This is a genomic window from Paraflavitalea speifideaquila (assembly GCF_032395985.1).
Classification (GTDB): Bacteria; Bacteroidota; Bacteroidia; order Chitinophagales; family Chitinophagaceae; genus Paraflavitalea; species Paraflavitalea speifideaquila.
This window is the reverse complement of sequence record NZ_CP135920.1, coordinates 8,383,531-8,396,230: the sequence shown is the minus strand read 5'-3', so window position 1 is coordinate 8,396,230 and position 12,700 is coordinate 8,383,531. Positions and strand designations below refer to the sequence as shown.

Genomic DNA, 12,700 nt, shown 5'->3' with positions numbered 1-12,700 from the left:
AAACCGGACCAGGTTTTTTTATTATTGACCCATCCATTGTTTAAAAGCCGTAACATTTTCCTGGCTGATTACGATCTCCTCCTGGAGTGATGGTTCGACCTCCAACAGCAACTTACTTTTGGGATAGGTTTTGATGCGCTTGATGGCGCTCATGTTGATAAGGTATTTACGGTTTACCCGGTAAAAAGGGTACTGTCCAGCTGCACTTCAATATCACTTAATGACTGGTCGAGGATAAACTTCTGTCCTTTATTATCCACCATGCAAACGAGTTTGTGGGTTGCGTAGAAATAAGCAATGTCCTCTGTTTTAATGCTGATGTAGTCTGATCCGCGTTTAACCAGGAAGCGTTTTTATGTCCGTTATCTGTAGGTTTTTGCTGCCAGTTCACCAGGCTTTGATAATTGGCAGCAAAGTGTTGCTTCAACTTCTCATATTTTTTCAAGGCAGCTTCAAGCTTTACTTGTTTGATGGGTTTTAAGAGATAATCAATGCTATTGTGCTCAAAGGCTTCCTGCCAGTATTCATCGTAGGCAGTGGTAAAAATGACGGGGCAATTGATCGTTGTTTTTCAAAGATCCTGAACGACAATCCGTCGCTTAGCTCAATGTCCATAAAGATCAATGCAGGCGCCGGATGTTCTTCCAACCAGTCGATCGCTTTTTGTATGCTGCCCAATACATGCAATACCTGGATTGCCGGATCGCAAGCCTCTAAGGCTTTTAATAATTTTTCGGCGGCAGGTTTTTCGTCTTCGATGATCAATACTTGCATATCAGCCAATTTTTAATACGGGTAAGGAAACGGTAAAATCATGATCGGTAGCATCAACCAGTATCTCTTTGCCAGTAGTGAGCTTATACCTTTCGGCCAGGTTATTCAAACCGATCCGGGAGGAAGATTTGCGCAATAATTTTTATGCACCTGGTTATGGATCACCAGGGTTTCCTGTTGCAGATCAATACTAACTACAAGGGGCGATGTATCTGAAAACTCATTGTGTTTGATCGCATTTTCTACTAAAACCTGTAATGAAATGGGAGGAATAAGAAATTGATCCAGCTGATTATCGGAGAGGGAGAGATTCATTTGCACAGCATTTTCAAACCGGATGACCAGCAAGGAAAAATAATCGTTTAAGAATTGAACCTCTTCCCGCAGCAATACCAGTTCCCGCCGTTTATTTTGTAAGATATATCGATATACATCAGCCAGGTTATCATTAAACTGTCTTGCCCTATGGGGCTTTACTTCTATCAGGTGGGAAAGGGTGTTGAGGGAATTGAAAATAAAATGCGGATCAATCTGGTTCTTTAGTGCTTCTAATTCGGCTTCCACCTTTGCCCTGGCCAATTGGGCATTCTTCAAGATCTCATTTTCTGATTCTTTGACCAGGAAAAATGTTTCATAAACGTGTACAATGAAAACCACACAGATCATAATGATGAGGGTCGCCTCGGTAAGGGTATTCCAATTGACTGCTCCTGCTTTGAAAAGATGATACCACCCTATCAACAACAATACGCTGACAGGAATGGTATAAAAAGACACGGAAAAGATGAGTACTACCAGTTTTCGGATGGGATGGTTAAACCAGTTAAAATAACTGCGTAAGGTGAAAAGCAAGTACCGGTTTCCTTCCCAGATCAGGAAAGATAACCCAATGGTATAGGCATAGCTGAGTTTGATGGCTCCATTAGAAAATGCACTATGATCTACCATCCTGGTGGCGAGTGGAATGGCAATACCAAAAATGGTATCAGGATCAGCCGGAAGCCGATATCGTTCACCTGGCTTACGATAGGAGTTTTCGTCGCCGGGCTATTGGGTTTCATCGCCTCTTTTTCCATGCCGGTTCGCTTTTCGTTGGTGCCCAAAAATTAGTGAAATAGATTCGATTAATCATAATCTATTTAATCCCTTAAAGTGTAATCAAATGGACATGAACTCAATTAACTGGCTGGCCGTGCTGGTGGCCGGTATTTCGGCCTTCGTATTAGGAGGGGTATGGTATTCTCCCGCCCTGTTTGGAAAAGCCTGGATGAAAGAAAACAAGTTGAGCATGGAAGCGGTACAAAAAGGCAATAAAGCCAGGATATTTGGCTGGGCCTTTGTGCTTTGTTTGATCATGGCCGTGAATTTGGCGATGTTTCTTACCGAACCCCAAGTTCCCTGTCCAAGCGCCCCTGTAGTCAATATATCCTGGGGCGCACAGGCGGGTTTTTTGACCGGTATCTGGGTGTTTTGCAGTATTGCTGTAGTTGCATTGTTTGAGCTCAAAACCACCCGGTACATTTTAATCAATGGAGGCTATTGTATTGTGGCCCTGGTGTTGATGGGGCCATTATCGGAGCCTGGCGTTAAGTGGAAATCGCAGGTATAGCCATAAAAAAACTGCCCGCCAGGTTATACACCTGGGCGGGCAGCTTATTTGTTAATCATTATTTTTTGGTATAGAGGATCTCCATGCTCTTAAATTCCTTCTGGCCTGCCGGTGTATTGTACATTTCCATTTTTGAGCTCTTGTCATCAATCAAAGTCATGACCTCACGCACCTGGCACTCTTTCCCGGTCATTGGGTCGATCATTTTACCAGTCAGTGAAATTGTTTTGGTGGCGGGGTCCCAAGGACCTTCAGTTGTCATTACCCCTGTACCCATATTATCGATCCAGGTGCTGATGAAAACCTTCCTGGTATTGTCATAACCCATAATGCTCCTTCCTTCGAAAGGCATTCCATTAAAATCGCCGGCAAATTTTCCTTCCTGGTAACGGCCTCCCATGATCATTTGATTTACACAGGTGCCTTTGCTTTCAGAAGGCGGTGCTCCTGGCGCCATCCACATGGTAATTTTTCCTTCCCACTTACCATTCTGCGAAGCCATTACCTTGTGTGGTTCGCCTGGTGTCATATATTCAGTCCAGGCTTTCATCATAGCCGCAGAATCAGGTGGCGGGGCAGGAGTTTCGGCGGTAGTGGTGGTATCCTTGGCTGCAGTAGTTGTATCGCTTTTGGTACCGGTGCCGGTACCAGCATCATTACAACCAATGGTAGCCAGTACAATCGTTGAGCAGAAAATGACGGTTAGCCTTTTCATAATTAAATGTGTTTTGAGAAAGGTAAACAAATTGCCTGCCCGCCTCAAAACGGATGCCCTCAAAAACGACGATACCGGAAATTTTCAGGATGAACTGTTGGAACTGAAACCTTTCCATAAGCTATTCACCGTCTGCCAATGGTTAACCATTAATCGGGAAAGCCTGACTTGTCAATATTGGGAATGATCCGCAACGCATTTTTGTAGTATACTTTCTTCAGGATAGGATCAGGTAATCCCATGCCATACATGCGCCAGAAAGCATGGTACTTTTTATGATAGGGGAAGTATTCATCTTCAGTTTCCAAAACCCGGAAGTAGGTGGCATATTCTTCAGGCACCCAACTGTCTTTACCAAATAAGATCCTGTCCTGGTATTGTTCAAAGAATTTACGGGCTGCCTTGGGCTGGCGCCCCAGTTCGGCAATGACGGCTCCAAATTCCACCACTACATTGGGCATTTCGTTCAACAGTTTTCCCAGCTTGTTGAGGTCATTGGGATACCAGCCAAAGTGCGCCGCAATAAAGGTGGTTTTGGGATGCTTATTAAACATCCGGTGCTGTTCTTCGATCAGGGTTTCCCAGGAGGCGGGATTGGTATCACTTCTTTTCCGGCCCGGGTGGGTGGCCAGTTCCAGCCAGCGTTCATTCTTGTCGTCCTGCTCATCCCAAAATGGTTTGGGATCAGCAGTATGGATGAGTACAGGTATTTTCAGGGTGCCGCATTTTGCCCAAATGGCATCCAGGCGCGGATCATCCACCGTCACCCGTTTCCCCGTATTGTCTTTTACTGAAAAGCCCAGGTTTTTGAATATTTTCAAGCCATTGGCGCCATTCTTTACGTCTTCTTCTAATTGCTGCACTGTGCGTTCGGTCCACCCTGGCTCCCCAATGCCACTGAAACTAATATTGGCAAATACAATGAATCGCTTGGGGGCGGTGGAGCGGACGGAGCTGGTCATGCTTTGCAGGCTGCCGCCATTGCCGCCACTCAGGTTGACCATTACCTGCAAATTCAGTTTATCCATATCCCGTAACAAGACGTTGAGGTCATTTGCCCGCATGCTATTTTGATGGTTGTGTACATCAATAAAGGGAATTTTGCCCTCGATAATGGATGTTCGGGCACTACCAGGGTTGAAACGGGGTTGTATTGTTCAAAGTCCATTCCCGGGCCCGATTGGGCACAGGCCGTGGCTGTGCTAATCAATAAAGAAATTACAAAGGATAGTTTTTGCATGTCGGGGTTTTGAGTAGGGTAAGCTAGGTGATCCATTACCCTTAGAAGAACCAATGGTCAAACTTAACAATCCTTTAGAAACTACCCTTGGTATTTATTCAGGCGGTAGGCGCTAATTCCTGCAATACGTTGTCGATCCGGGTTTTTAGGTCCCTGTATTCTGTAAACCCCTGGCCAGCAAATAGAACTTTGATTCGGATGCCTGCAACAACACGGCCGGAAACCCAGTTACCTGTAGCTGTTTGCACAGCGCAAATTCATAATAGGCCTTCTCCTTATACGCCTCACTATGCAGGGATGCATAAAACTCCTCAGCCGGTAGTTGGTATTTTTCCAGCAGGTGCCGGTAGGCTTCATCATCGCATAGATCCCTTCCTTCATAATTCAGTGCATATTGAAGATCGGCAGCAAAATCCACCTGCCTGTCGGGATAATAGTCTTTGAACACACATAAGGCAATGGCCGGTTTTTCGGAATTGGGAAACCAGTCACTATCATCGGGGTTATTGATATGCCAAAGAAAATCGGAACCGAATTGTATACCCGTCCGCTCTTCCACTACTTTATAGGCTTGTTTAATATAGCCTGCCATAGCGCTCACCGGCCGGGGCATCAGAGATGATCATACCGCCCGACAGCACTTCAAAAGAGACTCTATCCTTATACTCCTCTGCAATTCGCTTGATTACAGGACTAAACCCATAACACCATCCACAATAGGCATCGTAACAATAATAGATCGTAATCATCAGCTTTAAATAAGGGGGCAAAATTACAGGCTATTTACTGAATTCGGTACTTAATATGCCCGGATCGGGTCAGGCAGGGCGGTAGGGTTAAAGTTACCAATTGGCTGTATACGGGCATTATTGTCCCTGTTTCGGCCTTTTTCGGGTACTAATCAGCTTTAGTAGATAAAACTTGTTAAACTTAATCCATGAAAACCATTAAATATTAGTAAAGCCGATATGTTTTTGTTTTACGTTTGCTGTCCGGTCAACCTCAACAACTATAACAACATTCAATACCTGTAAAACTGTTTCTTATGAAACCATTGCTTACGCTTATTCACAAGAAATCCTTGTTATTACTGGTCATATCCGAACAGGAATTGCTGCACATGCGCAGTTAAAAGTTGGCGACAACCCCACCACTATTCAAAAATCATCGATCCTGGAGCTGGAAACTACCAGGCAGGGTTTGCTGTTGCCACACCTGGCAGATACGGTTGCCATCAATCCACTTACTCCACCTGATGGGATGATCATATATTTGAACTCTGACAAACAGGTTTGCTGGTGCGGGAAAATATCCGTGCTGCTGATGACCTCGTGGTTTTCCCTCTGGGCAGCCATGCCCATCAATATACCCCGGCAGCCATCAGGAATAGATCAATTACCGGGGATGATTTTTATGTGACGGTATTTGATAGTGTAAAAAGTATGGCGATCAATGGTACCAACCTGGTGGCGGAATCTGTTAACAAAACATGGGAAAAAGGAAAACGCCTGCAACCCAATATGGGGAGGTAGAAATATTATTGCAGCATTTAACAGATCAGGAAGGGCTTATTTTTAATGCAGGCAGGCAATTGAGTTATATCTCCCAGTTTATGAATGGTGTTTGGGATACGGCTGCTCCCTTATTACACCCTTACCAGGCAGTTTAACTACGGGTAGTGTGCTTTTGAATAGTGGCCTTAATCAAAGAACCTTGGTCAACAATATGCCCAGTGCAACCTATTATACCAAGTTTGTAGGTAAGGGCGATCGCGGTATCAATAGAACCCAGGTGTGGCTTAGCGGTAACCGGATCGATCAAAGTAATGTGCATGTTTTCTGGACTACCAAACCCGAGATCAACAACAACTATTTCGTTGTTCAAAGAAGGTTTAGCAATCAAACCAATTTTATCAATATCGATACCCTGGTTTCGCTGGCCCCCAATGGGAACAGCCTCGACTTCCTGAATTATTCACTAAACGATCCCAATAGTTATACAGGCATTACCTATTACCGGTTAATGCTGGTAGATTTCAGTGGACGGCAAACCTTTTCTAATATAGTGCCGGTAGGCAGAACGCCGGATAATCAACTATTGTTATGGCCCAATCCCAGTACGGGTAAATTCTTTGTGGGCATTGGCATAGCCGCTTCTATCAAAACGATTGTTACCTGGGACGTAGTGGGCAGAAAATTGAAAGAAGAGTTGGTTAAGGAAAGGAATATCATTGAAATGTACCTCCCCATACCAGGCACTTATGTTGTTAGCTTTATTTCGCCAGCGGGCCGAATAGTGTCCTCGAAGAAATTATTGGTGAGGGGGTATTATTGATGGGGATTTCTTGCTACAATGGTGGCAGGACATAAAATAAGAAACTGTCTTAAAAGTCTCTTCAGATTGGAATGGTGATTTTCGCTAAAACCATTTCCTGCTTGCGTCCGAAATGCTATTCCGGCACTTTCCTATTGACTTGTAAGACAGTTTCTGTACGATAAATAAGAACTGATATATGTTGAGTAATTGTACCCGCTTGGCTTAACTCACTTCCATTTCACCGGTAGCGCTATTCTTGAGAAAGCCTTTCTTTACTTTATCTACCAGGTCATCAGCTGTATCCTTAATTTTTTTCCTTGTCTCTGTTCCTTTATCCGGAGCAAACAATGTGCCCACCAATGCGCCTACTGCAGCAGCAGCAATCATCCCTACCAGAATATGTTTTGCTTTCATGATAAAAAGTTTAAGCGTGATTAATTCGTCTTCGATACAGTAAATACCAACACTGTGCCAAACCAAAATGGCAAAGCGCCTTCCTATGAAAAATTAATGTTAACGTGGGATGTAACAGGCTTTTATAAAACCAATAATCCCCACCTGTCAGGCGGGGATTGCTTATATAGTGAGGAAGAAAATTTACATTAGCCTCTTCTGCCCGGCCTTTCAACTCCGCCACCGCCTTCACCACCTCTGGATGGGCGGCCACCACCACTATTTCCACCCCCACGATTACTGCCCCCATTATCCCTGTGCTCGTAAGTTCTTTGCTGAGGAGCTGCTTCCCGTTGACGGGGTTGGTACTGGGGCTGTTGTGGCCTTACTACGCCGGGATTCCTTTCTCCGCCACCGCCTGGTCTGTTCCATTCACGGTTGCCGTCATTATTCCTGGGCTGGGGTTGGTATACCCTGGGCTCACGATTAACGGGTGCCGGATTCTTATTCCGGTTCCACCGGCCGTCGTCGCGTGTGCCATTATTGTCACGTATGGTTCTTTCCCGATTGCGGGGTTCTGTAATTACGCCAGGCCGGCTGCCATTATTACCACCTCTGTCATTATCGTTGGGCCTCCATCCCCGGTTTGGTCGTTGAATGCCATTATCATTATCACGATTACGCTGGCCGTTGTTATTACCAAGCCGCCCATTGTCGCGGTTGCCATCACTTACTCCGGGTCTGTTGTTGAACCGGCCATTGTCGCCGGGACGAGTGACATTGTCATACCTGCCACTGCGCCCATTATTAGCGTTGTTGTAATTCCTGTTGGCATAACCTTGCCGGTTGAATTCACGGCCCCGGTTATTGGGATTATAACGTTGATTATCGCGGGTTACCACGCCACGGCCGCCACGGTAATTATAAATATTATTTGTGCGATTGATCTGTACAATGTTCACGTTGGGCCTGCTGCGGTACCCATTGCCATAGAAACCGCCGCTGTAATAGCCGCCATGACTGCGGTAAGGGGCATAGCAATAAGAAGGGCGATAAACACGGGGGCCCCACCAGCCACCATAGCCATAACCCCAGGGGCGGCCAACACCTATGCTGGCATGGAACCATCCATTATTGTAGTTGAAACCAAAACCCCAGCCAATCCAGGGATTGTAGCGGATGTTGAACCCCAGGTATAAGGACGCGGGTAATAGTAATGGCCATACCAGGGCCGGTAATAGTAACCCGTGCCATAAACGATGGTAGGCCCGTAAATATAGGTGTTGAGGTAGCCAGGGGTGTAACCCATCCATACATAATCGGGTGTTACATCATAGATGTACACATATTTCATGTGGTATACAGGATAGCGTGGAGGGATCAGGGCAATCACCGAAGGTCTTACTACAGCAACCGACCAAGGTCCCATGGCGCTGTAGGATTCAAACCAAACACCATTGTCGACGGAGTAGTAGCGGTTTCTCCAACGGATCACGGAAGCAGACGTATTCACCGCATAATCCATATCCGTACCATCAATATCTTCAAACTGGGGATCGCCATCGTATACTACATCTGCTTTTGCCTGTTGCCGGTCAACCTTAGCCGTTTGCGGGATCTCCGCTTCCTGTAATGCTTCCTGCGAAGCCTGGGTACCGGCTATGCTGGCCAATACATTATCTTTTGCCGAGCCTTCTGGTATACGGGCGAAGTCCTGTGGTAATTTATCTGAGGCCACATATTGCCATTGACCACTCAATGTTTTTGATTTATACCAGCGGCCAGAGATGAGTACATAATATTGTTGAGAGGATACATCCATGAAAATATCATCTTCCGAATTGGACACATAGAGTAATTCAGTGCCTGACACGGGGGCAAAATTGGCTTCACCATTGCTTTGGATCAGCTCAGCCGGCTCTGTACTTACTACTATCTTATACATGGTGTTCTCGTCCGTTTCCTTTTCTGTTCCATTGTCCTTATTGGCATCATTTACCTGTTGGGCAATGCTGTTCAGGTTTTGTGACACCTGGGTCGTTAATGCATAAGGACCAGTGGCAGCTGTAGCTGTATACCAATGTTTGCCTCCATAGAGATAAAATCTGCCATCATTATTTTTAATAATGGTAAAGGGGGTGTTCACAACGGCATCTACGCCCCAATCGCTGTTGCGTTGTAATTTGGGAGTACCATCGATCAATACCAATATGGAAGGGGTATTGCTGTACAAAACTTTGGGAGGCGTATTACTTATCTGCTGCGAAAGCTGTGTTTGTTGGTTGTTCAGGTCGAGGGAGGATTGCAGGTCGGTTTGTGCAAAACTGATATTTCCTTGTCCGATCTGTTGTTCCAGCGCTTCTGCATAATCATCCAGCTTATTATCATCTACATCGCCGGGCAGTTTAATATTCTCCACCTGGGCTTTTTCCACCTGCACCCGGTTGCCATTGTTGCTGGTACTTGCTTTTATCCAGGCCATCCCGAAAACGGGATCTGTTTTGCCGCTTTCCAATACTGAAATAGCAGCTTTGGCCTGCAAGGTATTACCGGAATAGGATTCCGGCTGCCACTGGTACAGTTTGATGACCGCACCTTGTGGGGTGGTGACGGTTTTGGGCCATGCGTCCTGTGCAGAGACAGAAAAGCCAGACAGTAAAGTACCGCCCAGCACGCATAAAAAGGTAAAGAATGATTTCATAAAGAGGCAATTTGCGTTGAATAAATTCCCCGCGTGGGTTTTGTTATTATTATCAAGTTACATTGGTTAGACGATGAAAGCTGTTAGGAGTTTATCAAAGTAGGTAACGTTTGCAAAACATTAGCAAAAAAAGAGGTGTTAAGGGAAGGGAATATAAATGCCTGTAAGCGCACACAAACTGTATCAAAACGAACAAATTCGTAGCATTATTACAGATACCCTCTTCACAATCAACGGTTTCCAACTCTGGCATTTTTCTGAGGGTTTACCTGCCATTACAACACATTCATTCAAACCTGCCTGCATCATGCTTAGAAACTATCTTAAAACAACCGTCCGGTTGCTGCTGAAAAACAAAACATTCAGTTTTATCAACATTATCGGGCTTGCCATTGGCACCCTGTGCTGCTTGTATATTGTGTTGTATGTGGCAGACCAGTATAGTTATGATAAACACCACCGGGATGGAAAGGATATTTATCGGCTGACGACCTCCCTGTTGCTGACCGGCGATAAACATAACATGGCCACGGCTTCGCCACCCATTGCTCCTGCCCTCAAGAACGATTTTCCGGAAGTAGCGCAATTTACACGGGTAATACCCACGCTTGGTGTAAGTCAGCATTTGCTCCGGTACAAAGACAAGTCCTTTTATGAAAAGGAAACCTTTCTGGTAGATTCAACCTTTTTTGATGTCTTTTCTTATCATTTTATCAGCGGCTCACCTGCCAAGGCAATGGAACATCCTTTCTCTATTGTATTGGGAAAACCACTGGCCGATAAATTATTTGGTACGGAAGATCCCATGGGCAAAATAATAGAACTGGATAATGCCTGGGGAAAAGAGTCTTTGAAAGTAACCGGTGTTATAGATGAAAGCCTGGGCAAATCACATATTCACGCAGCTTTCTTCCTCTCGCTCAATGGTTATGGAGAAGGCTTTCGTAACAATAATGTTTGGACGGGAAATAACTTTACTTACTCCTACCTCAAATTAAAGCCAGGAGCCAGTGCAGCCGCACTCGAAGCCAAATTTCCTGCCTTCCTGAATAAATATGCACAGGCCGATCTGAAAGCGAGAGGCATGGAAAAACGTCAATTCCTGCAACCTATTGCAACTGTTCATACGACCAGCGGCTATGAAGTGGAAGCAGGAAAAGTAGTTAGCAGTTCCTTCCTTTCTATCTTATTATTGATAGCCATCCTTATCCAGGTTATTGCCTGTATCAACTTCATGAACCTTTCAACAGCCCGTGCCTCCAAAAGAGCCAAAGAGGTAGGCGTGAGAAAGGTAATAGGCGCCGGCAGGAAAAGCCTGATCATGCAGTTCCTCAGTGAATCGTTTTCTCTTTCCCTGATCGGTGTACTGATTGCGTTGCCTTTATTGATCCTGGCCCTGCCCTGGCTTAACCAGCTTACAGAAGCTGATATTACCATTGACTTTTTGCGTCATTATAAAGTATGGCTGGCATTGGTCGCAATCATATTGGTAACGGGATTATTGGCGGGCAGTTATCCTGCCTTTTACCTATCTGCTTTTGATGCCATTAAGGTTATCAAAGGCAATTTTAAGAGCCAGATCTCTGCGGCCGGTATACGGCGCACCCTGGTGGTGTTTCAGTTTTCTTTGTCGATCATTCTGATAATAGGCATCCTGGTAATTTTTAACCAGCTGAACTATATCAAAAACAGGGACCTGGGATTCAATGCCAGTCAGAAGTTGGTTTTCACGTTTCATACTGAAGAGACCAAGGGCAAGATGCAATCCTTTATGGACGATTTGCAGCAGTTGTCGGACATTAAAGCGGTGACTAAAACAACGGGTATTCCCGGTCAGGCTACCTACTTCAATTGGGGCGTATTTCTGGCAGGTGGAAATCTTACTACTTCGGTAAACCAGGAGAATGTGAGCACCGACGAGTCTTTTGTAAAAGCCATGGGCATTCATTTGCTCAGTGGCAGAGATTTCCGATTGTATGACTCCGGAAAGGTGATTATCAATCAAACATTGGCCAAGCGATTAGGGCTTACGATTGAAAAAGCTCCTGGTACAAAATTGTATACAGAGGATGCGAATAGGGGCTATGAAATTGCCGGTGTAATGAAAGATTTCAACTACCAATCTCTGCATGAGGCTGTCAGTCCATTTATGCTGATCTATAATCCTGGCAGCCGCAATGCCGGCAATATTATGGTGAATGCTACGAGTAAGGATTACAAGACTTTATTATCAAAAATAGAGACCATCTGGAAGAAGGATTTTCCCGCAGTTCCTTTTGATTATACTTTTTTGGACAACCAGGTACAAAAACAATATCAAACAGAAATTACTTTATCCAATATCATCAATTCCTTTACAGGCATTGCTATCCTGATCTCCTGTCTGGGCTTATTTGGGTTGGCTGCTTTCAGTGCCGAACAGCGCATGAAAGAAATTGCAGTACGAAAAGTATTGGGCGCCAGTGTGCCAGGACTTGTTCAATTGCTATCCAACGATTTCGTTAAGTTAGTGGCCATCTCTTTTGTTATTGCCACTCCCATTGGCTGGTGGGCAATGGATAAATGGCTGCAATCATTCGTTTACCGCATTGACCTTGCCTGGTGGATCTTTGCTTTGGCCGGCTTACTGGCATTAGTAATTGCTTTGTTCACCGTAAGTTTCCAGGCCATCAGAGCAGCCATTGCCAATCCGGTAAAAGCTTGCGCTCAGAATAGGCATCACTACAAACAATACAATGAATAGAAAGGCCCCTAAGGGCCTTTTTTTCATGCTCGTTATAGCTGGTTTCCTGGAGGGAGTATTTAACATTGTTATCAATTTCAACAATTGATCGCTTATTTACTACAACTCATTCCTTTCTACTACTGAGATTGTTTCATCACCGGTTAATATTGCACTCCATTTGCTTCAAGGGCAAGGGTCCGGCGAAGTATAACCATTTAAAACAAAAA

At 44.9% G+C, this 12,700-nt stretch carries 15 protein-coding genes and 1 pseudogene; 6 read left to right on the top strand and 10 right to left on the bottom strand.

The features are described 5' to 3' along the window. Positions 1-21: 21 nt before the first annotated feature. The 3 genes and pseudogenes from RS881_RS57705 to RS881_RS57695 all read right to left on the bottom strand — a co-directional run bounded on the left by RS881_RS57705 (position 22) and on the right by RS881_RS57695 (position 1,722). A pseudogene (locus RS881_RS57705) lies at positions 22-263 on the bottom strand (LytR/AlgR family response regulator transcription factor). A gap of 214 nt (positions 264-477) precedes the next feature. Further along, positions 478-774: a hypothetical protein gene (locus RS881_RS57700; protein WP_315819023.1), complete on the bottom strand. Its 297-nt coding sequence runs from the start codon at positions 772-774 to the stop codon at positions 478-480. A 105-nt stretch (positions 775-879) separates the two neighbouring features. Beyond that, complete coding sequence (locus RS881_RS57695; protein ID WP_315819022.1) at positions 880-1,722, bottom strand: sensor histidine kinase; 843 nt, start codon at positions 1,720-1,722, stop codon at positions 880-882. On the opposite strand from RS881_RS57695, the gene RS881_RS57690 reads away from it, so the two are divergent. Both RS881_RS57690 and RS881_RS57685 read left to right on the top strand, forming a co-directional pair. Beyond that, the gene (locus tag RS881_RS57690; protein WP_315819021.1) at positions 1,711-1,884 is read left to right on the top strand and encodes a hypothetical protein; all 174 of its coding nucleotides are present in this window, start codon (positions 1,711-1,713) and stop codon (positions 1,882-1,884) included. The genes RS881_RS57695 and RS881_RS57690 overlap by 12 nt on opposite strands. A gap of 52 nt (positions 1,885-1,936) precedes the next feature. After that, positions 1,937-2,383: a DUF1761 domain-containing protein gene (locus RS881_RS57685; RefSeq protein ID WP_315819020.1), complete on the top strand. Its 447-nt coding sequence runs from the start codon at positions 1,937-1,939 to the stop codon at positions 2,381-2,383. Between the two features lie 58 nt (positions 2,384-2,441). Here RS881_RS57685 and RS881_RS57680 read toward each other — a convergent pair whose 3' ends face one another. The 4 genes from RS881_RS57680 to RS881_RS57665 form a co-directional block, all read right to left on the bottom strand. Next, the gene (locus RS881_RS57680; protein ID WP_315819019.1) at positions 2,442-3,098 is read right to left on the bottom strand and encodes a DUF1579 domain-containing protein; all 657 of its coding nucleotides are present in this window, start codon (positions 3,096-3,098) and stop codon (positions 2,442-2,444) included. Between the two features lie 149 nt (positions 3,099-3,247). After that, the gene (locus RS881_RS57675; RefSeq protein WP_315819018.1) at positions 3,248-4,162 is read right to left on the bottom strand and encodes an amidohydrolase family protein; all 915 of its coding nucleotides are present in this window, start codon (positions 4,160-4,162) and stop codon (positions 3,248-3,250) included. Between the two features lie 321 nt (positions 4,163-4,483). After that, on the bottom strand, positions 4,484-4,930 hold the full coding sequence (locus RS881_RS57670; protein WP_315819017.1) for a hypothetical protein: 447 nt from the start codon (positions 4,928-4,930) through the stop codon (positions 4,484-4,486). Next, positions 4,914-5,087: a hypothetical protein gene (locus RS881_RS57665; protein ID WP_315819016.1), complete on the bottom strand. Its 174-nt coding sequence runs from the start codon at positions 5,085-5,087 to the stop codon at positions 4,914-4,916. The genes RS881_RS57670 and RS881_RS57665 overlap by 17 nt, the downstream gene beginning before the upstream one ends. Before the next feature lie 549 nt (positions 5,088-5,636). Here RS881_RS57665 and RS881_RS57655 point away from each other — a divergent pair. The 3 genes from RS881_RS57655 to RS881_RS57645 are packed head-to-tail and all read left to right on the top strand — an operon-like array spanning position 5,637 to position 6,672. Next, positions 5,637-5,870, top strand: coding sequence for a hypothetical protein (locus RS881_RS57655; RefSeq protein ID WP_315819014.1), 234 nt, complete (start codon positions 5,637-5,639; stop codon positions 5,868-5,870). Beyond that, entirely contained in the window at positions 5,828-6,007 is a 180-nt protein-coding gene (locus RS881_RS57650) for a hypothetical protein (protein WP_315819013.1), read from the top strand. The genes RS881_RS57655 and RS881_RS57650 overlap by 43 nt, the downstream gene beginning before the upstream one ends. Positions 6,008-6,063: 56 nt before the next feature. Continuing rightward, complete coding sequence (locus RS881_RS57645; protein WP_315819012.1) at positions 6,064-6,672, top strand: T9SS type A sorting domain-containing protein; 609 nt, start codon at positions 6,064-6,066, stop codon at positions 6,670-6,672. A 204-nt stretch (positions 6,673-6,876) separates the two neighbouring features. On the opposite strand, the gene RS881_RS57640 is transcribed toward RS881_RS57645, so the two are convergent. The 3 genes from RS881_RS57640 to RS881_RS57630 all read right to left on the bottom strand — a co-directional run bounded on the left by RS881_RS57640 (position 6,877) and on the right by RS881_RS57630 (position 9,748). After that, a complete protein-coding gene (locus RS881_RS57640) occupies positions 6,877-7,068 on the bottom strand; it encodes a YtxH domain-containing protein (RefSeq protein WP_315819011.1) in 192 nt (63 codons plus the stop codon). Between the two features lie 188 nt (positions 7,069-7,256). Beyond that, complete coding sequence (locus tag RS881_RS57635) at positions 7,257-8,009, bottom strand: hypothetical protein (protein ID WP_315819010.1); 753 nt, start codon at positions 8,007-8,009, stop codon at positions 7,257-7,259. Between the two features lie 146 nt (positions 8,010-8,155). Next, on the bottom strand, positions 8,156-9,748 hold the full coding sequence (locus RS881_RS57630) for a hypothetical protein (protein WP_315819009.1): 1,593 nt from the start codon (positions 9,746-9,748) through the stop codon (positions 8,156-8,158). Between the two features lie 307 nt (positions 9,749-10,055). Between RS881_RS57630 and RS881_RS57625 the strand changes: the two genes are divergently transcribed. After that, positions 10,056-12,491 carry an ABC transporter permease gene (locus RS881_RS57625; protein WP_315819008.1) on the top strand — a complete coding sequence of 812 codons (2,436 nt, stop codon included), beginning with the start codon at positions 10,056-10,058 and terminating at the stop codon, positions 12,489-12,491. Positions 12,492-12,700: the final 209 nt, after the last annotated feature.